At 44.1% G+C, this 23,273-nt stretch carries 20 protein-coding genes; 5 read left to right on the plus strand and 15 right to left on the minus strand.

The window, feature by feature from the left end; translation table 11 throughout:
• Positions 1-3: 3 nt before the first annotated feature.
• The 7 genes from J2W55_RS22865 to J2W55_RS22895 all read right to left on the minus strand — a co-directional run bounded on the left by J2W55_RS22865 (position 4) and on the right by J2W55_RS22895 (position 8,246).
• Positions 4-1,431: a PP2C family protein-serine/threonine phosphatase gene (locus J2W55_RS22865; protein WP_310101714.1), complete on the minus strand. Its 1,428-nt coding sequence runs from the start codon at positions 1,429-1,431 to the stop codon at positions 4-6.
• Positions 1,432-1,521: 90 nt separating this feature from the next.
• Positions 1,522-2,484 carry a hypothetical protein gene (locus tag J2W55_RS22870; RefSeq protein ID WP_310101717.1) on the minus strand — a complete coding sequence of 321 codons (963 nt, stop codon included), beginning with the start codon at positions 2,482-2,484 and terminating at the stop codon, positions 1,522-1,524.
• A gap of 18 nt (positions 2,485-2,502) precedes the next feature.
• Positions 2,503-3,942 carry a serine/threonine protein kinase gene (locus J2W55_RS22875; protein ID WP_310101722.1) on the minus strand — a complete coding sequence of 480 codons (1,440 nt, stop codon included), beginning with the start codon at positions 3,940-3,942 and terminating at the stop codon, positions 2,503-2,505.
• A 150-nt stretch (positions 3,943-4,092) separates the two neighbouring features.
• Positions 4,093-6,327 carry a glycoside hydrolase family 20 protein gene (locus J2W55_RS22880; protein WP_310101726.1) on the minus strand — a complete coding sequence of 745 codons (2,235 nt, stop codon included), beginning with the start codon at positions 6,325-6,327 and terminating at the stop codon, positions 4,093-4,095.
• Between the two features lie 112 nt (positions 6,328-6,439).
• Entirely contained in the window at positions 6,440-7,273 is an 834-nt protein-coding gene (locus tag J2W55_RS22885; RefSeq protein ID WP_310101729.1) for an N-acetylmuramoyl-L-alanine amidase family protein, read from the minus strand.
• On the minus strand, positions 7,270-7,716 hold the full coding sequence (locus tag J2W55_RS22890; RefSeq protein WP_310101732.1) for a Fur family transcriptional regulator: 447 nt from the start codon (positions 7,714-7,716) through the stop codon (positions 7,270-7,272). Before J2W55_RS22890 ends, J2W55_RS22885 begins: the two co-directional genes overlap by 4 nt.
• 83 nt (positions 7,717-7,799) lie before the next feature.
• Positions 7,800-8,246, minus strand: coding sequence for a MerC domain-containing protein (locus J2W55_RS22895; RefSeq protein ID WP_310101735.1), 447 nt, complete (start codon positions 8,244-8,246; stop codon positions 7,800-7,802).
• A gap of 96 nt (positions 8,247-8,342) precedes the next feature.
• On the opposite strand from J2W55_RS22895, the gene J2W55_RS22900 reads away from it, so the two are divergent.
• Positions 8,343-9,011 (plus strand): phosphatase PAP2-related protein, encoded by a 669-nt coding sequence (locus J2W55_RS22900; protein ID WP_310101738.1) that lies wholly within the window; start codon positions 8,343-8,345, stop codon positions 9,009-9,011.
• A 97-nt stretch (positions 9,012-9,108) separates the two neighbouring features.
• Here J2W55_RS22900 and J2W55_RS22905 read toward each other — a convergent pair whose 3' ends face one another.
• A complete protein-coding gene (locus tag J2W55_RS22905) occupies positions 9,109-10,605 on the minus strand; it encodes a gluconokinase (protein WP_310101740.1) in 1,497 nt (498 codons plus the stop codon).
• A gap of 217 nt (positions 10,606-10,822) precedes the next feature.
• Here J2W55_RS22905 and rhaT point away from each other — a divergent pair, with 217 nt between their 5' ends.
• From rhaT to J2W55_RS22925, 4 genes are all read left to right on the plus strand, one after another.
• Positions 10,823-11,908 carry an L-rhamnose/proton symporter RhaT gene (gene rhaT, locus J2W55_RS22910; RefSeq protein WP_310101743.1) on the plus strand — a complete coding sequence of 362 codons (1,086 nt, stop codon included), beginning with the start codon at positions 10,823-10,825 and terminating at the stop codon, positions 11,906-11,908.
• A 50-nt stretch (positions 11,909-11,958) separates the two neighbouring features.
• Positions 11,959-14,079, plus strand: a complete 2,121-nt coding sequence (locus J2W55_RS22915) for a bifunctional aldolase/short-chain dehydrogenase (RefSeq protein ID WP_310101746.1) — start codon at positions 11,959-11,961, stop codon at positions 14,077-14,079.
• A 288-nt stretch (positions 14,080-14,367) separates the two neighbouring features.
• On the plus strand, positions 14,368-15,642 hold the full coding sequence (locus J2W55_RS22920; RefSeq protein WP_310101748.1) for a sugar isomerase: 1,275 nt from the start codon (positions 14,368-14,370) through the stop codon (positions 15,640-15,642).
• A gap of 3 nt (positions 15,643-15,645) precedes the next feature.
• A complete protein-coding gene (locus tag J2W55_RS22925) occupies positions 15,646-17,034 on the plus strand; it encodes an FGGY-family carbohydrate kinase (RefSeq protein WP_310101752.1) in 1,389 nt (462 codons plus the stop codon).
• 20 nt (positions 17,035-17,054) lie between these two features.
• Here J2W55_RS22925 and J2W55_RS22930 read toward each other — a convergent pair whose 3' ends face one another.
• From J2W55_RS22930 to J2W55_RS22960, 7 genes are all read right to left on the minus strand, one after another.
• Positions 17,055-17,909 carry an alpha/beta fold hydrolase gene (locus J2W55_RS22930; protein WP_310101755.1) on the minus strand — a complete coding sequence of 285 codons (855 nt, stop codon included), beginning with the start codon at positions 17,907-17,909 and terminating at the stop codon, positions 17,055-17,057.
• Positions 17,910-18,014: 105 nt separating this feature from the next.
• Positions 18,015-18,863: a ThuA domain-containing protein gene (locus tag J2W55_RS22935; protein WP_310101758.1), complete on the minus strand. Its 849-nt coding sequence runs from the start codon at positions 18,861-18,863 to the stop codon at positions 18,015-18,017.
• 273 nt (positions 18,864-19,136) lie between these two features.
• Positions 19,137-19,316, minus strand: coding sequence for a hypothetical protein (locus J2W55_RS22940; protein WP_310101761.1), 180 nt, complete (start codon positions 19,314-19,316; stop codon positions 19,137-19,139).
• Positions 19,317-19,411: 95 nt separating this feature from the next.
• A complete protein-coding gene (locus J2W55_RS22945; RefSeq protein WP_310101765.1) occupies positions 19,412-20,059 on the minus strand; it encodes a response regulator in 648 nt (215 codons plus the stop codon).
• A 116-nt stretch (positions 20,060-20,175) separates the two neighbouring features.
• The gene (locus J2W55_RS22950) at positions 20,176-21,345 is read right to left on the minus strand and encodes a glycoside hydrolase family 88/105 protein (protein WP_310101766.1); all 1,170 of its coding nucleotides are present in this window, start codon (positions 21,343-21,345) and stop codon (positions 20,176-20,178) included.
• Between the two features lie 61 nt (positions 21,346-21,406).
• The gene (rpiA, locus tag J2W55_RS22955; RefSeq protein WP_310101768.1) at positions 21,407-22,096 is read right to left on the minus strand and encodes a ribose 5-phosphate isomerase A; all 690 of its coding nucleotides are present in this window, start codon (positions 22,094-22,096) and stop codon (positions 21,407-21,409) included.
• 115 nt (positions 22,097-22,211) lie between these two features.
• Entirely contained in the window at positions 22,212-23,267 is a 1,056-nt protein-coding gene (locus tag J2W55_RS22960) for an aldose epimerase family protein (protein ID WP_310101770.1), read from the minus strand.
• Positions 23,268-23,273 lie beyond the last annotated feature (6 nt).

Consider the following 23,273-nt stretch of genomic DNA (forward strand, 5'->3'; position numbering starts at 1 on the left):
TTATTATTTAGCTGTTTTTATTAAGGTATCTATTTTAAACATGCCGCCAAACAGCCTGCCCGAAATATATTTATTGGGCGGAAAAGCATAAGAGGTTTGTACCGGTACTGCACAGCCGTTAAATATTACATGCTTTAGCACAAGGGCATCATTTTGGGTGGCTATAGCTACATGGAAACCCTCAAAGGCCACGCTATCAAGCACAATGTACTTACTGCTGCCTGCCAGTGAGATACCCGGCCCTGAGTAGGCCGAATCGGCCTTAAATATGATGCCGCCTTTTGCTTTAATATAAAGGCTGTCTTTTTGTATATGAAGCGTATCACTCAAAACAATAGGTTGCTTAAAATCAGTATCCGAGATGATGAGCACATTGCCTTTTAGCCGGTTAATGGTATCCTGCAGTTTTATCTCTTCGGCATTCTTCACTTTTACCGGGACAGCAGTCACTTTTACTTCAGGCTGTTTTAATTGGTAATTGAGCCAAAACTGCCATAAAAAACCAGCTATGGCCGCACCAAGCAATATAAAGAGAATAACCATAGTACCCCGGTTGCTTTTTTGTTTTACCGGTACTGTTGATGGCCCATCGGGCAGTTTGGGCTGTGCCAGCGGGTCAATAATTTCTTCAACCACCTTTGCAGTGGCTGCAGCGGGGCGGGTTGCGCTGTGCTGGCGAGGGGCCTTATCATTTTGCGCCAGCACCACGGTTACATTATCTTTTCCGCCTTTACTGTTGGCGGCATCTATTAATTTTTCACCTTTATCCTGCAGGGAACCGCTACCCGTCAGTATAGCCTTGATCAGGCTTTTATCAACCAGGTCGGTAAGCCCATCGCTGCAAACCAGCAGTATGTCACCAGGCAAAAAAGGCGAATGTCCGGTCTCTACAAAATCAGGGTCTTTTGCTATTTGGGGGTTAAAGCCAAGCGCCTTGCTGATCTCGTTGCGCTTAGGGTGATCCATGGCGGCCTCCTCGCTAAGCCTGCCCGAATCTTCCAGAAAACCAACAAAGGAATGGTCTTTTGATATTTTTATCAGTGAATTATCGCGCAGCAGGTACAGGCGGGTATCGCCCACGTGGGCATAATAAAACTGGTTATTCTGAATGTCAATTATAGCCAATGTTAACACACAGGCCATGTTTTCTAACTGCTTGTTCCCGAGCTTTTTGTCATATATCCTTTGGTTGGCCATTACAATGGTATTTACCATTAGCGGCACAACATCGCCGGCAATGTATGACAGTTGCTCCAATATGCACCCGCGCGTTATATCCGCAGCCACCTCGCCGCCGGCATAACCACCTACGCCATCAATTACACAGGCAATGATGAAATTGCCATCACCGGCCTTTTGGGCAATAAACGCATCTTCGTTATTATCCCGCTGCCTCCCGATATCTGTTATTCCGAAAAAATTATTTGCCATGGTTTTTACTGGAATTTTTTATGTCGATAAAGTGGGCCGCTAATAATAAAACGCATATTGCCAACAGCCCAAATGATAGTATTTGTGACATTATGCTTCGGGTTTAAATATGTTGATACCTATGATGCCATTCAGTAATATTTTAGAGTTAAAAGGTAATTCAACCCACTGCGGCGAATTTACATCGCTGCGGATCACTTCCTGTTCATTGATAAGGGTGCGCTCGCCAAAGGAAGCCATGTAAAACTTCCCGTCGGCTTTATTGAGGCGTATGCGCAGGTGCGGCGTATTTACCCAATCGCTCGGCACTTTAAATACGGCACGTTCCTCACGCGTTTCTTCGTTGCCTGATACTACAATATCGTCGTCAGTGATCAGGTATTCTACCTTGCGGCCAACAAATTGCTTATCGGGCATAATGGTATCCAGCCGTGCCAGTACCTTATTGCCGGGTTTGTCTGTTTCCTTTTCCTTATGGTTTAAATCAGTAGCATAAGGCAGTTCATAATACCCCTCACTGTAATACGTAAAGCCTTTTAATATATCATTGCTGATATCAAGCGTTTGTGCCACGCCGGTATGCCGGGGTATAAATGTTACCCGCAGGTTCTCTTCTTTTTTATTGCTGCCGGGCAACAACTTGCCTATAAAGCCTTTATCGCCTTTGGCATAATCAGGGTGCGAAACCAGCCTGAACACCCATTTTGAGCTGGAAGGCTCTACTTTTTTGCCAACCTCCTGGTACTCACGCAGCAGCTCGTAAAACTTTTTTACCGACTCATTAACGATAATGCCAAACAGGCCCGACCGGTTATTGATAAATTCCTGGTAATCCTCTTCATTAAAGCTGATGATAAATTCGTGGTAAAATACTACACGGTCTGCAAATGAAAGTTGTATGACAGATTCTTTAAACTTTTCGATAATGTACATGTAAACATCATCGGGCGTAAGTGCCTTAATGCGCGCAGCAACCTCATTTGCCGGCTTACCATTGGGCAGAAACCAGTCCTGCAAGCCTATTTTTTGCCAAAAAGTTGATTTTGATTCCATTCAGTTACGTTTAACTGTTTAAAAGTTCAGATTAGAAGTGTCCTTTGTTTTGGCGCTATCGCGATAAAATTGTGGTTCTTCCTTTTGTTGTTTATTCTTTTGTATGCCTTTCAAAATAGAGTCGGCCTGTGCATCAACTTCCGGCGGAATGCCCGATTCGTCAACTGCGGGAGTGGAATCCTGTTGTTGTTGAACAGTGTCGGTTTTTTTCTTTGGACGGGTGACCGTCGCGCCTGTATCTGCCGGTTTTCCTGATGGTTTAAAAACGCGATTATATACACCGTGATATATACGATCGCCAAACTTGCTCAATACCACGGCCGAAAAAACGGTAAAACCGCATAGCATTATCAAAAACAGTACGAAAACAGGTTTAGACATGCGCACCTGTTTGCCATCATTAACAATAGGAGTTGCGTCGCCGGCTGCCACAGGCTGACCTTTATTATTTTCGGCCTCCTGGTAGTATAAAAGCAAGCCCTGCAGGCGTTCATTCTCCTTCAGCAATACCGAAGCGTTCCAGGAATCATCCTGCTGATTATTGCCTGCCACTGTAATGCTGCTGTACATTAAAGTTTCCTGAAGCTCAATACCATTTGCAAATCTGTCTGCAGGGTCTTTTTCAAGACATTTGGCTACTATTTTAAGCAACCATGCCGGTACCAGCATTTCGTGTTCTTTTTTCTTGTCGCTCCAGCTTTCGGGCAGGTTGTTTTTGCGCAGCTCCATCACATCGGGCACCGCAGTTTCCATGTGGGCCAGCATTACGGCGTTACGTGCGGTTTCGCCATTGTCACGCAAGGGGAACGGCACCTGCCCCGCAATAAGCTCGTAAAGGATAACACCATAACTGTACACATCGGTCTGAAAATACATCAGGCCTTCGTTTTGTTCTGGTGCCATAAATTCAATAGCCCCGGCATGCCTGATACTGGTACGCCGCTGATCATCAGACATGGCCGACAAACCAAAATCCAATAGTACATAATTACCGGTATGGATATTGAACTTTACATTATTGCTTTTAATATCACCATGCTTTACCGAAACTTTATGGCAATGCGATAAGGCATTGGCCAGTTGATCGGCCAGCTTAATGATCTCTTTTATAGTAAAGATGGGATCGTGCGGAGGTTTCAGCAGGTCTTCCAGGTCGGGGCCGTCAATATATTCCATTTCGATAAACGGAAACGAACCACTCTCTGTAATGCCCGAATTTAATATCTTAACTACATTGGGGTTAGGCTCTTCGTTTACCTTTTTTAGTTTTTCAACCTCGTTCTGAAAATTACGAAAGTTCTTATCGTCGGTGCTTTCGGTATGGATTGGTGTAGGTAATAACTTTACCGCGGTAATAATGGGACCGTAACGCCGGCCTTTGTAAACTGAGCCTTGCCCGCCCGTTCGCAAAGCCCCCATATTTTCCAAACCCTCGGTTATTGTAAATACTTTGCTCATTGAGTAGTTGTACTTGCAGTGCTATCGGTGTAAAATAACATCATATTAAACTTTCTGTTATTTGAACATAACGCACGCATTAGTGTTTGGTATAAAAATAGGAAAAAAAATATGGATGAGTTTCAGATGTGTATATTTCAATCCGACAGGCTAATCCACCATCAATTCATCAACCAATAACCAGGCCTTGGCCCCTGCAATATATTCGCCCGGCGGTATAATGCCCTTGTTTTTTCCCCGTACCCTAATGTAGCGCGCCTGTGCCTGATCAATTACTGCCCTTACCCGGTTAATACCATTATCCTTAAATTCGGTTTGGCGGTATACTTCGGTATAAGTTTTTCCATCCGCAGATATTTCAAAGGAGAGCAGGGTTGGCTCCCACATTTTTTGCCAATGGTATTTTAAAATATTGATCCCCAGCCGGGATACCCTTTGTACCGAACCCAGATCAACCACCGCGTCGAGGTCATCACCGTTAAAACCATACCATTGCCCGTCGTTATACAGGCTGCTTCCAAAAACCCCGTTCACAAGTCCAAAGGTATTACCGGGATTATACCCCCCCTGCGGCTGACTGGCCAGAGTAACCGTTTTACCTATCGCTTTATGAAGGTGGAAATCTTTTTCAAACACCCTTCCGTATGGCCTGGTGCCGTTAAACACCGCGGCCTTTACCTTTCCTGAAGCTGTAATAGTAAATGGGTTAGTGTACTTTTTGCTTTTTAAGCCGGGCGCAGTACCATCAGTTGTGTAATAAATGTGACTGCCGGGCAGCGTACTGCTCAGAGCAAGCTGTACCTGACGATCCGGAGATTCGGTAAGGTTATCGGTTATCTCGTCAAAAACATCGGCAGCGTTTACATTCAGCCTTTTCAGCAATGGTTGTTCGTAGCGTAAGCGTTTCAAAAACCCGGCATAGTCTTTACTTTCTTTATCCGTCCACGCAATTTCGGCCAAAGCCAGCATCCGCGGAAACAACTGCCGTTCGGCCACGCCGGGGCTGTCCATATATTCGCTCCAGGCATTTGCCTGTACACCTTTAATGTATTTTGCTTCATCGCCGCCAAGCTCAGGGGTTATTGGCTCATAGTTATAAACCTTGCTTAAAGGCGTGTATCCGCCACCGGCCAGTGGTTCGCTGGGGTACAGCGATTGGTAATAATCCAGGTACACATATTTTTCAGGTGTCATGATGGCATCGTGGTGTTGTTTGGCCGCAGCTATACCGCCCTCCTCGCCTGTCCAGCTCATTACCGTTGCACCAGGGGTAAGGCCGCCTTCCAGTATTTCGTCCCAACCAATGATCTGCCGGCCTTTGCTGTTCAGGTACTTCTCCATCCGGCCAATAAAATAGCTTTGCAGTTCGTGCTCATCTTTCAAATGTTCATCTTTAATGCGCTGCTGGCATTTAGCACAGGTTTTCCATTTGGTTTTAGGGCACTCATCGCCGCCTATGTGGATATATTTAGAAGGAAAAAGTGGTAGTACCTCATCCAATACATTTTGCAAAAAGGTAAAAGTTTCCTCGTTCCCCGCGCAATATACATCATCAAAAATACCCCAAAAGGTAGCAGTTTTATAAGGGCCGCCGGTGCAGCCCAATTGCGGGTAAGCCGCCAGCGCTGCCAAAGCGTGGCCCGGCATTTCAATTTCGGGAATAATGCTGATGTGCCTGTCCATAGCGTATTTCACCACCGCCTTAACCTCATCTTGTGTATAGTAGCCGCCGTAACGCTTGCCATCAAAACGGTGCGGGCTATCCTTTTTATGACCGATGATGGTTTCATCGCGATATGCCGAGATACTTTGCAGCAGCGGATATTTTTTTATTTCGATGCGCCAGCCCTGATCATCCGTAAGGTGCCAGTGAAAAGTGTTGATCTTATAAAGGGCCAGCAGGTCTATCCATTTTTTTATAGCATCAACCTTAAAAAAATGACGGCTTACATCAAGGTGCATCCCACGATAGGCAAATCTGGGGTGGTCTTCAATGGTGCAGCCCTGTACCGTTATTTTCCCGTTGGATGGGTGCAGTAACTGTATAAGTGATTGTAGCCCATAAAACACCCCGGCCTGGTCATGCCCGGTAATACTGACCTGTTTTGATGTTACTGATAATATATACCCTTCGGGCTGTGGAACTTTGGTTGAATCAATATTTAGTGTTATCGAAGCCGCTGTTTTAATGATCGGCAGACCATATCCGGCAAGCGAATGAAAATACCGGTTAAAGAAAGTAAGATTAGCCGTATCAATACCAGCCTGCAATGTTATACCTGTTGAAGGCGTAAAGCTGAATACCGCGTTTGTTTTTTGAACCTTAAAAGGTTTTGGAATGACGCCCTGTTCCTTGACTTGTGCTGAGGCCTGGTTGACGGTCAATATCAGGCATAATATTTTTAACAGGGATCTGCAGGGTTTGCACAGGCTTATCATTGGCTTTATTTTGTTAAAGCCGAATATACTTGTTTATGAACGAGAATAAAATAAATGATCACAACGCCCCTATAGCCTTGCGGTAATTATTAATGGCTTTTATAATTGATTGCACAATTTCATTTTGCCCCTCATTGGAGTTCAGGTAGTCTTCCTCCTCCGAGTTATTGATAAATCCTGTCTCTATCAGCACAGCTGGCATGGCGCTGTGGGCAAGTACCAAAACACCCTGCTCTTTTACACCGGCACTTTCGCGGCCGTTGGTATCCACAAATTCGGTATTCAGTAAATCGCCAAACAGGATGCTTTGTTTGCGGTATTTTTGTATATAAGCGTTCAGGATGATCAGGTTGGAAGGGTCACTTTCGTCATAGCTCTCATAATTCTGCTTATAATCTTTTTCAATAAAAATTGATGAGTTTTCGCGCACAGCTTCTTCCTGCTCCTTTAGTCTGTGAAAACCATAAACCAGCAGCAACACCCCTTTGCGCTTGTGCGCTGAAGCCGCGGTACCCTCGGGCGATGAGTTACAATGGATAGAAATAAACAGGTTGCCATGGGCCTGGTTGGCTATGGCCGAACGCTGGTTAAGCGGTATAAAAGTATCATCGGTACGCGTCATGATAGCGGTAACGCTGGTGATCTGCGAATCGATGGCCGCTTTCAGTTTTTTGGCAATGGCCAGCGTCACATTTTTTTCAACCGAGTAAGAGCCGCGTGCCCCAGGGTCTTTACCGCCGTGGCCTGCATCAATAATAATGGTTTTAAACTTAAAGGTAGAAACAGAGGGTATGGTATCACGCGCCGGAGTGAATGAACAAAGGCAAAGCAATAAAGATAAAAAACCGCAATTAGCGGCTGCAATGCAGAAAAGCTTTTTATTAAATATCATTTTTGGGCGGCCTTTTTACTGCATTTGGGACATAAGCCGGTAGCATACAGGGTAAAACCGGTGGGTTCAAATCCGTTGGGGAGGTTTATTGCAGGCAGGTGCTGATCATCCAGGCAATAAACGTTTTTACAGTTGGTGCAATTAAAATGCAAATGCTCGTCGTGATGATGGCCTTCATCACAATTGGATGTGCAAAGTGCATAATTGGCGGTACCATTTAAATCAAATATTTTATGGATGATGCCTTTTTCTTCAAACGCGTTAAGGATACGGTAAAGCGTAACCCGGTCAATATCGTTCATCACGCTTTCCAGGTCGGGTTGGGAAGTGGCTGTATTTCTTGACGACATCATTGATAAAACCCTCAGCCTGGGGGCAGTTTTTTTTAAATGATGCTTATTTAGCAAATCTTCAAAATGAAAATTATTGCGGGCTTGTGCCATTTATCTCTATTAGGGTATAATTTATAATAAAAGGATACAAATTTAAAAAGAATATAACTAATGGTTTAAAATAACGTAATATTTTATCTGTTGATGACGGTACCTCTCCCCGGCTGCGTTTCAGGAATGGTTTGCATTTTCGCAACATTCATTTTGCAGCGTCCGGCGAATTTATAGTTTACAAGATGTGCCGCGGCGATAAGCAATCCGCCGGCTGGTACAACGAGTTTGCCGGCCCAACCGCTTGTAAACAAATGCCCCAGTATAATAATTGTAAATCCGGCAATTAATAAAAATAAGGGTAGCGGTTTGCGATGTATCCGCAGGTATGACAAGCCTATGGAACATGCGCCTATAACTAATGTCAACGCTATCATTCCCCACTCCAGCCAGGCATTGGCCAAAAAACCCAGGCCCAATAGCGGTAAACTGGTAAACATCACAGGCACTACCGCGCAATGTATGGCGCATAAAGTAGATGCTGTAATGCCTATGTTGTCGAGCCGGGAAGAAGTTTTCTGGAAATCCATGTCGCAAATATAAACAAATGCAATATTATTGCATTTAAGCAATTGTCATTTTTATCTATTTTATTTTAACTTTTTGGTAACAACTGCTTAATATTGATGTCAATTATTAGTTGTACCACATTTATTAAAACAGTGCACGTTACCGCTCTATATAAATTAAAACAAAACTGGCAAAATGCTTATGATACCAGTTTAAAACGCTTCAAGTTATTGGTTGGCGGCGTACTCATAGTTGGTTTAATCAGCATGATGCCTTCCTTTTTCAGAAGCATTGAAAAAAGGAATGGTGTGGTTCTTAATGATTGGGTACTGGCCCATCTGCCGGCTTTTGATGTATCGCCCATAATTTTTGCTATTATTTGGGGCATGGGGCTATTGATGCTGGTAAGAGCCATGTATAAACCGGCCATTTGTACCACTTATATATGGACGCTGATTTTTGTTTGCATAGTGCGGTTCATATCCATAAGCCTGGTACGGCTTGATCCCCCTGCAGGCCTGGTGCCGCTTATCGATCCGCTTACGGGTTGTTTTTATGGGCACGCATCCATCACGCACGATCTGTTTTTTTCGGGCCACACCTCAACCATGGTGCTGATATTGCTTAATCTTGAAAAAAAGAGTGATAAGATCATTGCCTTTGTAGCTACCATAGCGGTAATGGTGCTGTTGCTTATACAACACATACATTACACAATTGATGTACTGGCCGCTCCGGTAATAGTTTACTGCTTATACCGGCTTACCCGCTTTCTTGATCTGTAACCGGTCATGACGCTTTACCTCTTCCGGGCTCTTTGGCCTGCTTATCAAATGCAATAATATTGCACTTGATTAACCTCGTGGCAACCGGTATCTTCTTTTAAATGTCCAGATCATGCATCAAATGCATGGAATCTTTCAAATCGCGGTACAGCTTTTTAAACACCAGGAACAACTTGCTGTAACGTTCATGGTTTTGGATATTGGGTTCAATAATTTTTTCGCCGGTGGTATGTGCTAACCGGTTGTAACTTTCAGGGTGCAGTGCCTGCATGGCCAAATAAATAGCGCCCACTGCCGATGCATCCTCAGTTTGCAGCACCACCAGTTTTTTGCCGGTAATATCGGCCAGGATCTGTGTCCAGGTGCCCGAGCTTACAAAGCCCCCGCTGATGTTTACCTGAGTAATGCTCACTGATGCATCCTCAACGGTTTTAAGTACATCATACAAGGCAAAGCAAATACCCTCAAGTGCAGCCCGCAAAAAATGCGACCGGGTATGCGCGGGTTTGATATTCAGAAACGCCCCGTTGCTTTTAGTGTCCCAAAGCGGTGCCCGCTCTCCATATAAATAGGGTAAAAACAACAGTCCGTTACTTCCGGCCGGTATCGTTTCAATAGTATTAAACAGTTCATCATAATCGGCAGCTAACAGCTTTTCCTTTTGCAGAAAGTTTTTCAGCAGCCAGTTAATAGCTATACCACCGTTATTTACTGCTCCGCCGCATACAAAAGTGTTTTGATTGAGCAGGTAATTAAACGTCATACCGTCTAGGTTATAAACCGGCTTGGGGCTGGTTATACGTACCGCACCGCTGGTACCTATGGTAAGGGCGGCAATACCCGGGCCGGTGGTATGGCTGCCCAGGTTGGCGCAGCAGCCATCGCTGGCACCTATAATAAAATTTGTTTTTTGAGAAACACCGAGCGCTGTCGCCACAGCCTCATCCAGATCATTTCGGTAGTAGGTTGTATTTTCGGGCTTTGAAAGCTTGTTTGCCGTAATGCCAGCCAATGTGCAGGCTTCAGTACTCCAGTCTAATTTTAGAATATCAAACAAACCTGTTGCCGAAGCAATTGAATAATCAACCTGAAAGCTGCTAAAAAGCTTAAACCAGATAAATTCTTTGATCGATATAAATTTGTATGCCTGAGCAAACAGTGCGGGCCTGTTGGCACGCAACCACATCAGCTTACATAATGGCGACATGGCATGTATAGGCGTGCCGGTAATGTGATATATCTCCGCGCCCTTTTCAGAATCACGCAATCCCTGCGCTATGTTCTCGCTTCGCGCATCAGCCCAGGTGATCATAGGCGATAAAGGTGTACCTTTTTCATCAACCGGGATAATACTGTGCATGGCGCTGCTCAGGCTCACAGCCTCAGGGCTATACCCTATTTTGGCGGTAATATTTTGTAGGCAATTTACAAAAGCATCCCAAATTAGCTGAGGATCCTGTTCGCTGTAACCTGGTTCGGGACTGTTAATGGGGTAATGCTCCTGGGCTACGCCTAATGCCTCGCCGGTTAAAGAAACCGCTACCGCCTTGGTGCTGCCTGTACCTATATCTATACCTAATATATATGGTTGCATGATAAAAATGATCAGGCCACAAAATAGGATTTATCTTTGGGATGAGCAGCAGGTTGAAAGATAAAAGGACAACGCATTCCGCAATGTTTTAATTCCGGCAAAACCGGCTGTTATCCCTCATTTTTGTTGCTTTGTTACCTCCATTTCATGACAGACCATGACAGTTCCGCTATTTTTATTCTCTAAATTAGCTTTACCAATATAAACCAATTAGCATATGCAAATAATTTTCGGAGTTTTCTTCCATTTAATCGGAGGCTTTGCCTCGGGGAGCTTTTACATCCCCTACAAAAAAATAAAAGGGTGGGCCTGGGAGAGCTACTGGATAATAGGCGGTATTTTTTCATGGTTCATTGTGCCGCCGCTTGCTGCATGGTTAACTATCCCCGGCTTTGCCGATATCATCAGCCATACCAGCTCATCTATTATCGGGTGGACCTATTTAATGGGCTTGCTCTGGGGCATTGGCGGCCTTACCTACGGTTTGGGCGTAAGGTATTTGGGCGTATCATTAGGCAGCACCATTATTTTGGGGCTTTGTTCGGTGTTTGGCGCGCTGATACCATCGGTTTACTATGATTTTTTTCCTAAGGATGGTAAAGATACTTTTACTATGCTGCTGCACACCCCCTGGGGCCAAATGGTTTTGCTGGGTGTTTTGTTATGCGTGGTAGGCATTGTTATTTGCGGCATGGCGGGCATGATGAAGGAAAAAGAACTAACATCAGCAAACGGCCATGTTGAACAACAGGCCAATAAAGATTACCGCTTTGGCCTGGGTATTGTGGTAGCCATAGTTTCGGGTATATTAAGTGCCTGTTTTAACTTTGGTATTGAGGCCGGTAAATCAATGGCCGATACCGCTAACCAGATTTGGCAGGCGGCACACCCGGGGCAAGGGAACTTTCTGTATCAAAACAATGTAACGTACATTATTATATTATGGGGTGGCCTTACTACTAATTTTATATGGTGTATGGTGCTTAACGCCCGCAATAAAACCTTTGGCGATTATACTAATAAAAAAACGCCGCTGCTTAAAAACTACCTGTTCGCGGCACTGGCGGGTACAACATGGTTCCTGCAATTCTTTTTTTATGGTATGGGCGAAAGTAAAATGGGTAATGGAGCAAGCTCATGGATATTGCACATGGCCTTTATTATACTTATTGCCAACATGTGGGGCCTTGTGTTAAAGGAATGGAAAGGCGTGAGCAAAAAAGCCCTGGCAACAGTAATAGCCGGTATTTTGGTTATTATTTTATCAGTACTGGTGGTGGGCTATGGTAATTCGATCAAATAAAAAAAATAAATCATTAATTCAATAATTCAGCAATTCAATAATTAAAATATATGTCTGTTAAAACAACACAATTTAAGCATGTAAGTTACCTGTGGGACGATGCCAAAGCTGCCGAACTTGCGGGTGATGAGGTTGCCTTATTAATATACCGTTCAAATTTGTTGGGCGCAGATTTGCGGCTTACCAACTACGGTGGGGGCAATACCTCATGTAAACTAATATCAAAAGATCCGCTAACCGGAAGCGATGTTGAGGTGATGTGGATCAAAGGCTCAGGCGGTGATATTGGCACACTTAAAAAAAGCGGACTGGCAGCCCTGTATGTTGACAGACTGCGCAGCCTTAAAAATGTTTACCGTGGTGTAGAACATGAGGACGAAATGGTGGAGCTGTTTAACCATTGCATTTATGACCTGGCGTCAAAAGCGCCTTCAATTGATACGCCACTGCATGGGTTCCTTCCGTTTAAGCATATTGACCACCTGCACCCTGACGCTGCCATTGCTATTGCAGCCGCTAAGGATGGTAAGAAAATAACCCAGGAACTTTTTAACGGTACCATTGGCTGGGTTGAATGGAAAAAACCCGGTTTTGAGCTTGGTTTGCAATTAAAGCAGTGCCTTGATGAAAACCCGGGCATTCGTGGTATAATGTTAGGTTCACACGGTTTATTTACCTGGGGCGATACCGCTTATGAAAGCTATATGAACACGCTGGAAGTAATTGAGCGTTGTGCAGAATACCTGGAAGAGAACTACGGCAAAAAAGGCCCGGTTTTCGGCGGGCAGAAAGTACAGAGCCTTGACGAAAACGGCCGTAAAAAACAGGCTGCTGCCATTGCGCCCATTCTGCGGGGTTTTTGCTCAAGCCAAAAACATATGATAGGCCATTTTACTGATGATGCCCGCGTGCTGGAGTTTATTAACTCCAATGATCTTGACCGCCTGGCGCCATTGGGTACCAGTTGCCCCGACCACTTTTTACGCACCAAGATCAGTCCGCTGGTACTTGATCTTGAACCCGGCGAGGATCTGAGCAATGTTAAGGCATTGCAGGAACGGTTAACCCCTGCTTTTGAGGCCTACCGCCAAATGTACACCGATTATTACAACACCTGTAAGCACGACAACAGTCCCGCTATAAGGGATACCAATCCGGTGATCATTCTGTATCCTGGTGTTGGTTTATTCTCTTTTTCAAAAGATAAACAAACTGCCCGTGTTGCGGCCGAGTTTTATACCAATGCTATCAACGTAATGAAAGGTGCCGAAGCTATATCTGAATACACCTCATTACCGCGCCAGGAGGCCTTTGATATTGAATACTGGTTACTGGAAGAAGCAAAATTGCAGCGTATGCCAAAGCCAAAAGCTTTATCGGGCAAAATAGCCCTGATTACAGGCAGCGCCGGCGGTATAGGTAAAGCCATCGCTAAAAAATTTGTTGATGAAGGAGCTGTGGTGATATTGAATGATATGAACGCTGAACGTTTGGAGGGTGCCGGCGAAGAGTTTAAAAAACAATATGGTAAAGATTCATACACTACTGCGGTACTTGATGTTACCAACAGCGAGCAGATCAACGGCGCACTGGAAATAGCCGCTTTGGCTTTTGGCGGGGTTGATATTGTAGTAAACAATGCAGGTTTATCTATATCCAAATCAATTGCCGACCATACCGAAAAAGATTGGGACCTATTGTATGATGTACTGGTTAAAGGGCAGTTTTTTATTACACAGGCCGCTGTTGCCGTTATGAAAAAACAGGCCATTGGCGGCGACATTATTAACATTGTAAGCAAGAACGCTCTGGTTAGCGGGCCAAACAACGCGGGTTACGGATCGGCAAAAGCAGCGCAGCTGCACTTGAGCCGTCTTAACGCTGCTGAGCTTGGTGCCGATAAGATACGTGTAAACGTGGTAAACCCCGACGCGGTAATAAGCGATAGTAATATTTGGGCCGGCGGATGGGCCGAAGGCCGTGCAAAAGCATATGGCATTACCGTAGCCGAATTACCAGCTTACTATGCTAAACGTACACTGCTGAACGAGATCATTTTACCTGCCGATATTGCCGATGCCTGCTTTGCCTTTACCGGCGGCCTGCTCAACAAATCAACCGGTAACGTGTTAAATGTTGATGGCGGTGTGGCTATGGCATTTGTAAGATAAGCCTTTGGGGAGCCCAGGTTTGGAAACCAAGAAAGGATAAAAAAACATAACATTTGCCATTGCGAGCGTAGCGCGTCAATCTCACAAAACAAAATCTATTTGCCCTGTGAGATTGCTTCGTTGTTCCTCTTCGCAATGGCATAATTTAAGTCTGAAATAACAAGGTAGTCTTGCCGAACTTGTTTCGGCATCCCGCATGAAAAAGTCAACAATATACTGGCTAACCGTCATGTGAGATCTCGAAACAAGTTCTGGATGACTTATATTAATTATAAAAACCAGTAAACCATGCAATTAGAGAAGCATATAATTGACGAGGCCAACCATAAACAACAAGCGGCGCACCAGCGCAGGTTTGATTTTGTTGCTGCCGATATAAACAGTTTGGATGCCATCATCCAAAAAATTTCCGATTTTAATATAGCTATACCGAGCTGGGCCCTGGGCACAGGAGGTACTCGCTTTGGCCGTTTTTCTGGCGGTGGTGAGCCGCGCAGCCTTGAAGAAAAAATTGAAGATGTAGGTTTGATCCATGCATTAAACAAAAGTAGTAATTCTATTTCGCTGCATATTCCGTGGGATATTCCTGAGAACGCATCATCCATCAAAGCGCTGGCTGCTCAACACGGTTTGCGTTTTGACGCGGTAAATTCCAATACCTTCCAGGACCAGCCATCGCAGCAGTACAGCTATAAGTATGGCTCCTTGCATCATGTAGATAAGGTTGTGCGTAAACAGGCTGTTGAGCACAACATCGATGTGATCAATTATGGTATCGAACTGGAATCAAAAGCGTTATCCGTTTGGTTGTCTGATGGGTCAAACTTTCCGGGACAGCTCAATATGCGGGGCGCGTTTGAACGCACACTGGAGAGCCTGCACGAAATTTATGATGCCTTACCTGCCGATTGGAAAGTTTGGATAGAATACAAACCTTACGAGCCTAATTTTTATTCAACCACCATTGGCGACTGGGGACAGTCATATCTCCTGGCATCAAAACTGGGTAAAAAGGCGCAAACGCTGGTTGATCTTGGTCACCATTTACAAGGCGCTAATATTGAGCAAATTGTATCGTTATTACTGATGGAAGGCAAATTGGCCGGGTTCCATTTTAATGATTCAAAATATGGCGATGACGATTTAACGGTTGGCAGTATAAATCCTTATCAGCTGTTCCTGATATTTAATGAACTGGTTGAAGGCATGGATGCCCGCGGTTTAAACCATGCTACTGGTATAGGCTGGATGATTGACGCATCACACAACATCAAAGACCCTATTGAAGACCTGCTGCAATCTGTAGAAGCTATCAAAATAGCTTACGCACAGGCTTTGCTGATTGATCAGCCTGCATTAGTACAGGCCCAGCAAAACAATGACGTGGTATTGGCGCAGGAAATTTTACAACAAGCCTACCGCACCGATGTTCGCCCGCTGCTTGCCGAAGCCCGTTTAAGATCAGGCGGTGCATTACAGCCGTTGGACGTGTACAGGCAACAAACTGTACGTAAGCAATTAATAAATGAACGTGGAGCGCTGGCTGTATCAACCGGCTTGTAAACTATGGAGCAAATACCTGTTATAGCTGTTTTTGACGTTGGTAAAACCAATAAAAAGCTGTTTCTTTTTGATGAGAACTATAAAATAGTTTTTGAAAGAACGGCCCGGTTTACAGAAACCCACGATGAAGACGGCGACCCTTGCGAAAATCTGGACAGCCTGCGGCTATCTGTATTTGACTCGCTGAGGGAAATATTTAAGCATAAGGAGTTTGACCTTAAAGCGGTCAACTTTTCAACCTATGGAGCCAGCTTTGTTTATGTTGACGAAGATGGCCGGCCCCTTACCCCTTTGTATAATTACCTTAAACCATATCCACCAGAGTTGGGCAGGCAGTTTTACGGAACCTATGGCGATGAAGCCCGGTTTGCCCGCGAAACTGCCTCGCCTGTTTTGGGCAATTTAAATTCAGGATTGCAGCTGTACCGGCTTAAATATCAGCAGCCCGAAGTATTTAATAAGGTAAAATACGCCCTGCATTTACCGCAATATATGAGCTACCTGCTCAGCGGTCAAATGGTGACTGATTTGACCAGTATTGGCTGTCATACCGCGCTTTGGGATTTTAACCACAACACTTACCATGAATGGGTTAATAAAGAAGGTATCCTGCCCAAATTGGCACCTCTTAAGCCTGCCGACAATGTACTTTCGGCGGTATTTCCGGGCAGTACCTACAGTGTAGGGATTGGCTTGCACGATAGTTCTGCTGCGCTTATCCCCTATCTGGTGAGCTTTAATATGCCCTTTGTATTGATATCTACGGGTACGTGGTCTATCAGCCTGAATCCATTTAATCAAACACCGCTTACTGAAGAAGAATTAAAGAATGATTGCCTCAACTACCTGCAATATAAAGGTGGCCCGGTTAAAGCTTCGAGATTGTTTACCGGTTATGAGTATGAGCAGCAGGTAAAACGTATTGCTGCACATTTTAACCAGGATGTGATCAGGTACCGTACCATGAATTATGACCCTGCTATTGTTGCACGGCTGCAGGCAAAAGCAACCCTGAAGTCAAAAATCCAGGAAGGAGAATTGCAGAAATCGGTTTTTGAGCAGCGTAACCTTGCAGACTTTAATAACGATACAGAAGCCTACCATCAACTTATGATAGATATTGTTGAGCAGCAAACCATATCCACAGGTTATGTGCTGCAAGGCTGTAAAGTACAAAGGATATTTGTTGATGGCGGTTTTAGCAAAAACACGGTGTTTATGCACCTGCTGGCTTTTGCATTCCCTCATCTGGAAGTTTATGCCGCGTCAATGGCGCAGGCTACCGCCGTAGGCACAGCACTTGCCATACACCAGGCCTGGAACACTAAAGCACTGCCTCATGACCTCATAGAACTGAAGTATTATTCAGGAGTACAGAACGAAGTAGTGTAAGAGGGCGGAATGTTGATGATTTACCCCCGTACCAGCTTCAGAATATCAGCAATAAGTCGGGTATCCTTAATGATCCTCTCGTGACCGGTGGCTTCATATTCTTTGGTTGAAATAGCAGGACATGCGGTTAAAAGCTCCTGCAAATAAGCAAAGGGTGCCACTTTGTCTTCGGGGTCGTAGGCCAGCCAATGCCTTACAGCAGTACCAGGCGTGTACATTTCCGAAAGATCAAATTGAGATGTGGGCATTCCAAATATGGCCTCGAAATTCTCAAAAAATTTATCTTGTGCTATTTTCGGAACATCAGCATTGGTCATGGTAGCAATGAAGTTTTCTTTTAGCCTCACCATAGGAGCTATGCTTATTAACAGATTCGGCTTGGTGCCGGTTTCCTGTGTAGCCATCGTATTGGCCATTACACCCAACGAATGACCGATCATTATCTCTGGTGAACCATAAGTTGTAATAACTGCTTCCGTAGCTTTGGCAAAAAGCATCAGGTTGGATAATTCACCTTCTGAACTGCCGTTACCCGGGGCATCAAAAGCAATAACCTGCAAATCTTCAATAGAGCGGAGGGCCGCGATCAGGTCGATAAAGTCTGCTGCTTTGGAACCCCATCCGTGCGTGATCAGTACTTTACGGCTACCGTTGCCCCATATAAAACCGTTAAATTTCAATGCCGAGCGGCTAAAATGTGGGTCATCAGCCTCCAGGCTAAACGGTGTGGCCTCATCCAGCAACTGCTGTTGCTGCAGCCTTAACGGAAATTTTGGCGAATAGCAAATAAGCTGCCAAAGCAGGCTGGTAATATCCTGCCTGTCTTTATCCGGTAATTCCTTAATCTTGTTAAATAGCTCTTTTAATTTCTTCATAGGTGTACGGTGATCGTCAAAGGTAAAAACCACACCTTCATCCCGTGCTCAAGCGGAATATTTTTTAGTAAAAATGACACCGCTACGAAGAATTAGAAGGAGTATTTACTTTTTCCCTGTTCCCAACCACAACAATGTGTTCATGATAAGCTTATTTTGCACGTCGTTATCAAAAGTTTGTGATTGCTCCTTATCCGTCCCTCCGTCATAATCAATAGCGTTATGGCCCATGTTAAAATAAACCATACGATATTTTTTATTGGTCCATACTACCGGGTAATAGCCGCTATGCCATATCTCATAAGGCTTAGGCCCCGTACCGAGGGGGAAGCTGGTAGAATCAATGGCTAACAAAATTTTAATATCCGTATTGGTACGCAGGTCTTTTTCCCACCGGTACCATTCGTTTGGCGATGCTTTGAAGGTGGCCGGCAACCCTTTTGTTACCGGATGGCTGGTATCCTCAACCCTTAAAATGGCCGAAGTTGGATGCCAGGTATTGCTTTTATACTGACCCGACCCCAAAAACTCGTTATGGTACCAGTCCCAGTTTTGCGGATAATCTGAAGGAGTGAGCGCAAAGGCCGCGAAGTGGAAACCCATCCAGGCACCGCCTTTTTTCATGTACTGTTCAAATGCCGTCCTCTGCCCCTGATCATCGGCGCGGGTATCTAAAAATATCACCACCTGGTAGTTGTCCAAAAATCTGGGGTTCATATTACTCCAGTTATTGGTGGAATCGTACGTAAAATTATACTTCCTGGCCATTTGCGGAAACCATCGGTTGGCTTCGTGTACAAAGCTTATATGTGCCTTGTCGTTTCGGGCAGTATAAAAGGCTATTACCTTAAACCGGGGTTTACCACTTTGCGCGTTAGCATTGTAAAAACTAACACATACTGAACAAATTACAATTGCCCATATGGCAAGTTTTTTACCGGTATTACTGATCATGTTAAATTGATGGTGATAATTGCAGCAATAAAAATAACTGATTTTTAGTATATAAATATTAAAAAGGCATGTGGCGCAGTTAACATTATTTTAAAGCAACCAGTAAACAAAAAAAACAGCCGCTACATTACTGCAGACGACTGTTCCTAAGTTATTATCCCTAATTTATAACTTATTATTTTTATTCCAGGCCATGAAATACCCGGAGGCTTGCTAACTTATTATATATGTTTTGTTATTCATTACAATTCTGCTAACGCTTATTTGATATTGTCAAAAATACTTTATGCTGTTCACAATAACAGGCGGAATACTACTCAACTGGGTTTCGGAATTTACTGTATTTATTATCAGTGTATTTACGCGGTCTCCTGTTTGCCGGTAAGTAGTTTTACGCGGATATTCCCTTAGCCATTTGCCCGCGACGGTAATAAGGGTATATACTGTTTTCATGATAACGGTTTGTTTGTCATGCTAAGATGCTGAATATGGCCATGCCAATCAATCATATAAGCTTATGGTTTTTAAACGGATGGGAAATAAACAGGCTATAGGCTGCTATTGATCAATCTCTCGCGGATGGCTTTAGCCACGGCTTCTGATTTGGAGTTTACGTGCAGCTTTTTATAAATGCTGGCAATGTGTGTACATACAGTACCCATGCTAATGTAGCAATGGTTAGCTATCATTTTATAACTATCGCCTTTTACCAGGCAGCTAAGCACTTCTTTTTCCCGGGCCGACAGGTCATATTCGTTAGTGGCAATATTCTTTTTTTCGCGAAAAAAGTCAAGTACCTTCCGCGCAATACCGGCATTCATGGGCGCACCGCCCTGGTTTACATCAATTATGGCTTCCAGTATTTTAGCTGGCGAGGTTTTTTTGAGCAGATAACCCGTTGCTCCGGACTGAATAGCGGCAAAAACCTTGTTATTATCATCATAAGAAGTCAGGATAAGTACGTTAACATCCGGAAAATGACCTTTTATCAGGGCTGTGGCCTCTATGCCATTTATACCGGGCATGTCAATATCCATTAATACCACATCAGTTGCATCGCGGTATAAATGTTGAAGAACCTGATTACCATCTGGGTATGTACCCGCAACCACAAAGCCCGGCGTACCGGAAATTAAGTAACACAGGCTATCGCGCAAGGCATTGTTATCATCAAATATGGAAACCCTGATATCCAATTTCTTATCTTATTAGTAAACAATAAAGGTACCCTGGCATTTGTGTTTTTTCAATCATATATATGTATGATATTTATAGCAAGCACAATGACAGGTTTATTCAAAACAGCGGGGGTTTAGTTTTTGCCTGCCTCCGGATGCTTATTCAAATACTGATAGAGCTGAGTGCCGGTAAGCAGGAATGCGCCCACGCCATATACCTCGGTACTGTTTTCGGTTACCGCATCCGGACTGGCGCCTATACGCTGTACATAACCCAGCATGCCATCTGGCTGAACAGAGCTTGCCAGTGCGGCCCATGCTTTTTTCACCACCGGCCAATACGTTTTACTATCCAGCATACCATGATTAAGCCCCCATAGCAATGCATAACAGTAAAACCCGGTACCGCTTGTTTCTTTAACCGGGTAGCTTTCCGGATCAAGTAGCGAGGCATGCCAGCTACCATCAGGTTGTTGCAGCGAAGCTATTTTGGCGGCCATATCGCGATACAATTTTTCAAACCTGGCTTTTTCGGGGTCATTGGCCGGCATATTTTCCATTACCCTTACCAACCCTGCAAGCACCCATCCGTTACCCCGGGCCCAAAATACTTTTTTGCCATTCTTTTCTTTTTTGTCCAGGTAACTGCCATCCCTGAAATAAAGGTGTTCGGCAGGATCATACAAATAATCGGTAGTTCTCCACCAGAGTTTAGTAGCTATATTTAAATATTGCCGATTCCCGGTAGCGCTGCTCAAATAGCTCAATGCAGTTGGCCCCATAAACAGGGCATCGCACCAGGCCCATTCCCGCGAGGCGATCTTATTTTTCCACTCCAACGACTCATCATGTGGTTTATTTACAATACTATCGGCCAGCAATATGAATGGCGCTATCATCTTTTTATCCTTATATCGGGTATAAAGCAAAGCGTAGGTTTGCCCTATACAATAATCATCGGCCATAAAACGGTCACGGCCGGTGTTCCAGTTCAAATCATTACCAATATTAACCAATGCGGTTAAATATTTCTCATTATTTTTGATAGAGCCTAATGCATAAATACCTGTATAACAAGCCGCATTGGTCCAATCAACTTTAGGATGCTTAAACCCATTGGTGTTCCATTCATTCAATTGCCAGTCGGCAACCTTGTGCATTATGTTTAATATATATGCTTTTTGCAATAAAGAGTCGGGGTTATTAACCTGGCCAACCTTTGCATAGGTTTTTACACCGGGGATCAAAAAAAGCAGGACAAACAACAACGAACGTGAGCGTTTGGACTTTAGCAGGAACATCATTTTATTGTTTTTTAGGTTAAGCTTTAAAGATAAAATATTTACCGCGTAAAGTGAACAGCCGTTACTTTGAGGGTGTAATTACCTGCACGCCGCCCTCACCCGCAACAATAGCCTTTGTTGCCATACCGTAAAACAGCGAGTGCTCCACCACACCGGGAATCATCTTTACCTCCGTATTCAATTGCTTTAATTCGGGCAGGCCTAAAAACTGGATATCAGCAAGGAGGTTACCATTTTCCGAAATAAGGGCGCCGTCTTTTTGATTGCTCATACGCAATTTCACTGTTGCCCCTAGCCACGCCGATGCAAGTCTGCTGAGCACTATTTGTAAGGCCTGCGGCAAAATTTCCACCACTAAAGGATAGGTTGCATCCAGTTCAGGGCTAAATTTAGCTTCATCACCCATCAATATAAATTCTGTAGCCATTGATGCCAGTACTTTTTCGGACGTATGGATACCACCTCCGCTTTTTAAGGCATTAAGTTGCCGGTCAAATTGATCGCATCCGTCAAAATAAATATCCAGGTGCTTTATCATAGACGAGGATTTTATATTAAGGTTGTGTTGCAGTAAATAAGCGTTGGTTTTAAAGGATGATGACACCAAGGTAACAGCCTGTGCAAGGTCTTTATCCTGGCTGATCATATCTGCCAAATGAAAAACAGTTGTTCCGGCACCCACACCAATGGTTTGGCCTGCTTTAATAAATTTAAACGCGGCTTTTGCTGCCTCCAGTTTATAATCGGTCATGTGTTTATGGTATTACTTATAAACTCAAAAGTAATTATATTCCAGAGTACAAACATCAGCGTAGAAGTAAAGGCCCAGGCAATTCTCAGAGTACCTTAAGCCTGATACGCCTGGTTTACTTAACAGCTTTGGCCATTGTGCTGAACTTATAAATAATGGTTTGGTGGTAAATATCTCCTGCTTCCAGCACCGTAGCAGGAAAATTGGGATGGTTTGGGCTATCAGGATAATATTGACATTCAAGACATAAACCATCAAACGCGCTGTATGGATGCGCATGGTGCCCGGGATGTTTACTTTGAAGAAAATCGGCGGTATAAACTATTATAGCAGGGTAGGTAGTAAATATTTCCAGTTTTCTGCCTGATTTTTTTTCAACCAGCTCGGCTGCCGGTTCATGTAAGGTTTGGTTTTGCTTATTAAGCAGGTAACAATCATTTAAACCTATAACGCGGTGGTCGCCTACCCGCATTGTGTTTTTAACAGATGTATCGATCAATCTGTTGTCTCCAAGTGGTTTGATATTTCCAGTGGGGATATATTCTGCGTCGGTTTCCAATTTATTATCCGCATGAACAGTAAGCCGGTGATCAAATATTTTAGCCTCGGAATCTGATAAATTAAAATAGGCGTGGTTGGTAAAATTGGCAACAGTTCTTTTATCAGTCGACGCGCGATAACTGATGATCAATTCGTTCATGTCCGTCCAACGGTAATGTACGGTGAATTCAAGATTACCCGGATACCCGCCTTCGCCATCCTCACTTCGAATACTAAAAAATAATCTGTCGCCGGAAATAAGGTATTTGAATACCTTTGAATTAAAACCGTTTTTTCCACCATGATTGGTATTCTTGCCATCATTATTTTCCAGGAACCAGATAGTATCGTCAAGTTTAAATTTAGCACCGCCTATCCTGTTAGCGTAACGGCCAATTGTTGAACCCACGTAACACTCATCATCTAAATAAGCCTGTAACGATTGAAATCCTAACACCACATTACCTAACCTTCCACCGGCATCAGCAACCACAGCAGAAACCAGCGTTGCACCATAATTGGTTAATTCCACATAAGCACCACCGGCGTTCTCCATCCTGAAAAGATATACCGGCTGCCCTGCGTATTCGCCCCATAACTTGTATGTTATTTGGGTAGTACTTTGGCTCATTGCTTA

It is taken from the genome of Mucilaginibacter pocheonensis, assembly GCF_031456535.1.
GTDB lineage: Bacteria > Bacteroidota > Bacteroidia > Sphingobacteriales > Sphingobacteriaceae > Mucilaginibacter > Mucilaginibacter pocheonensis.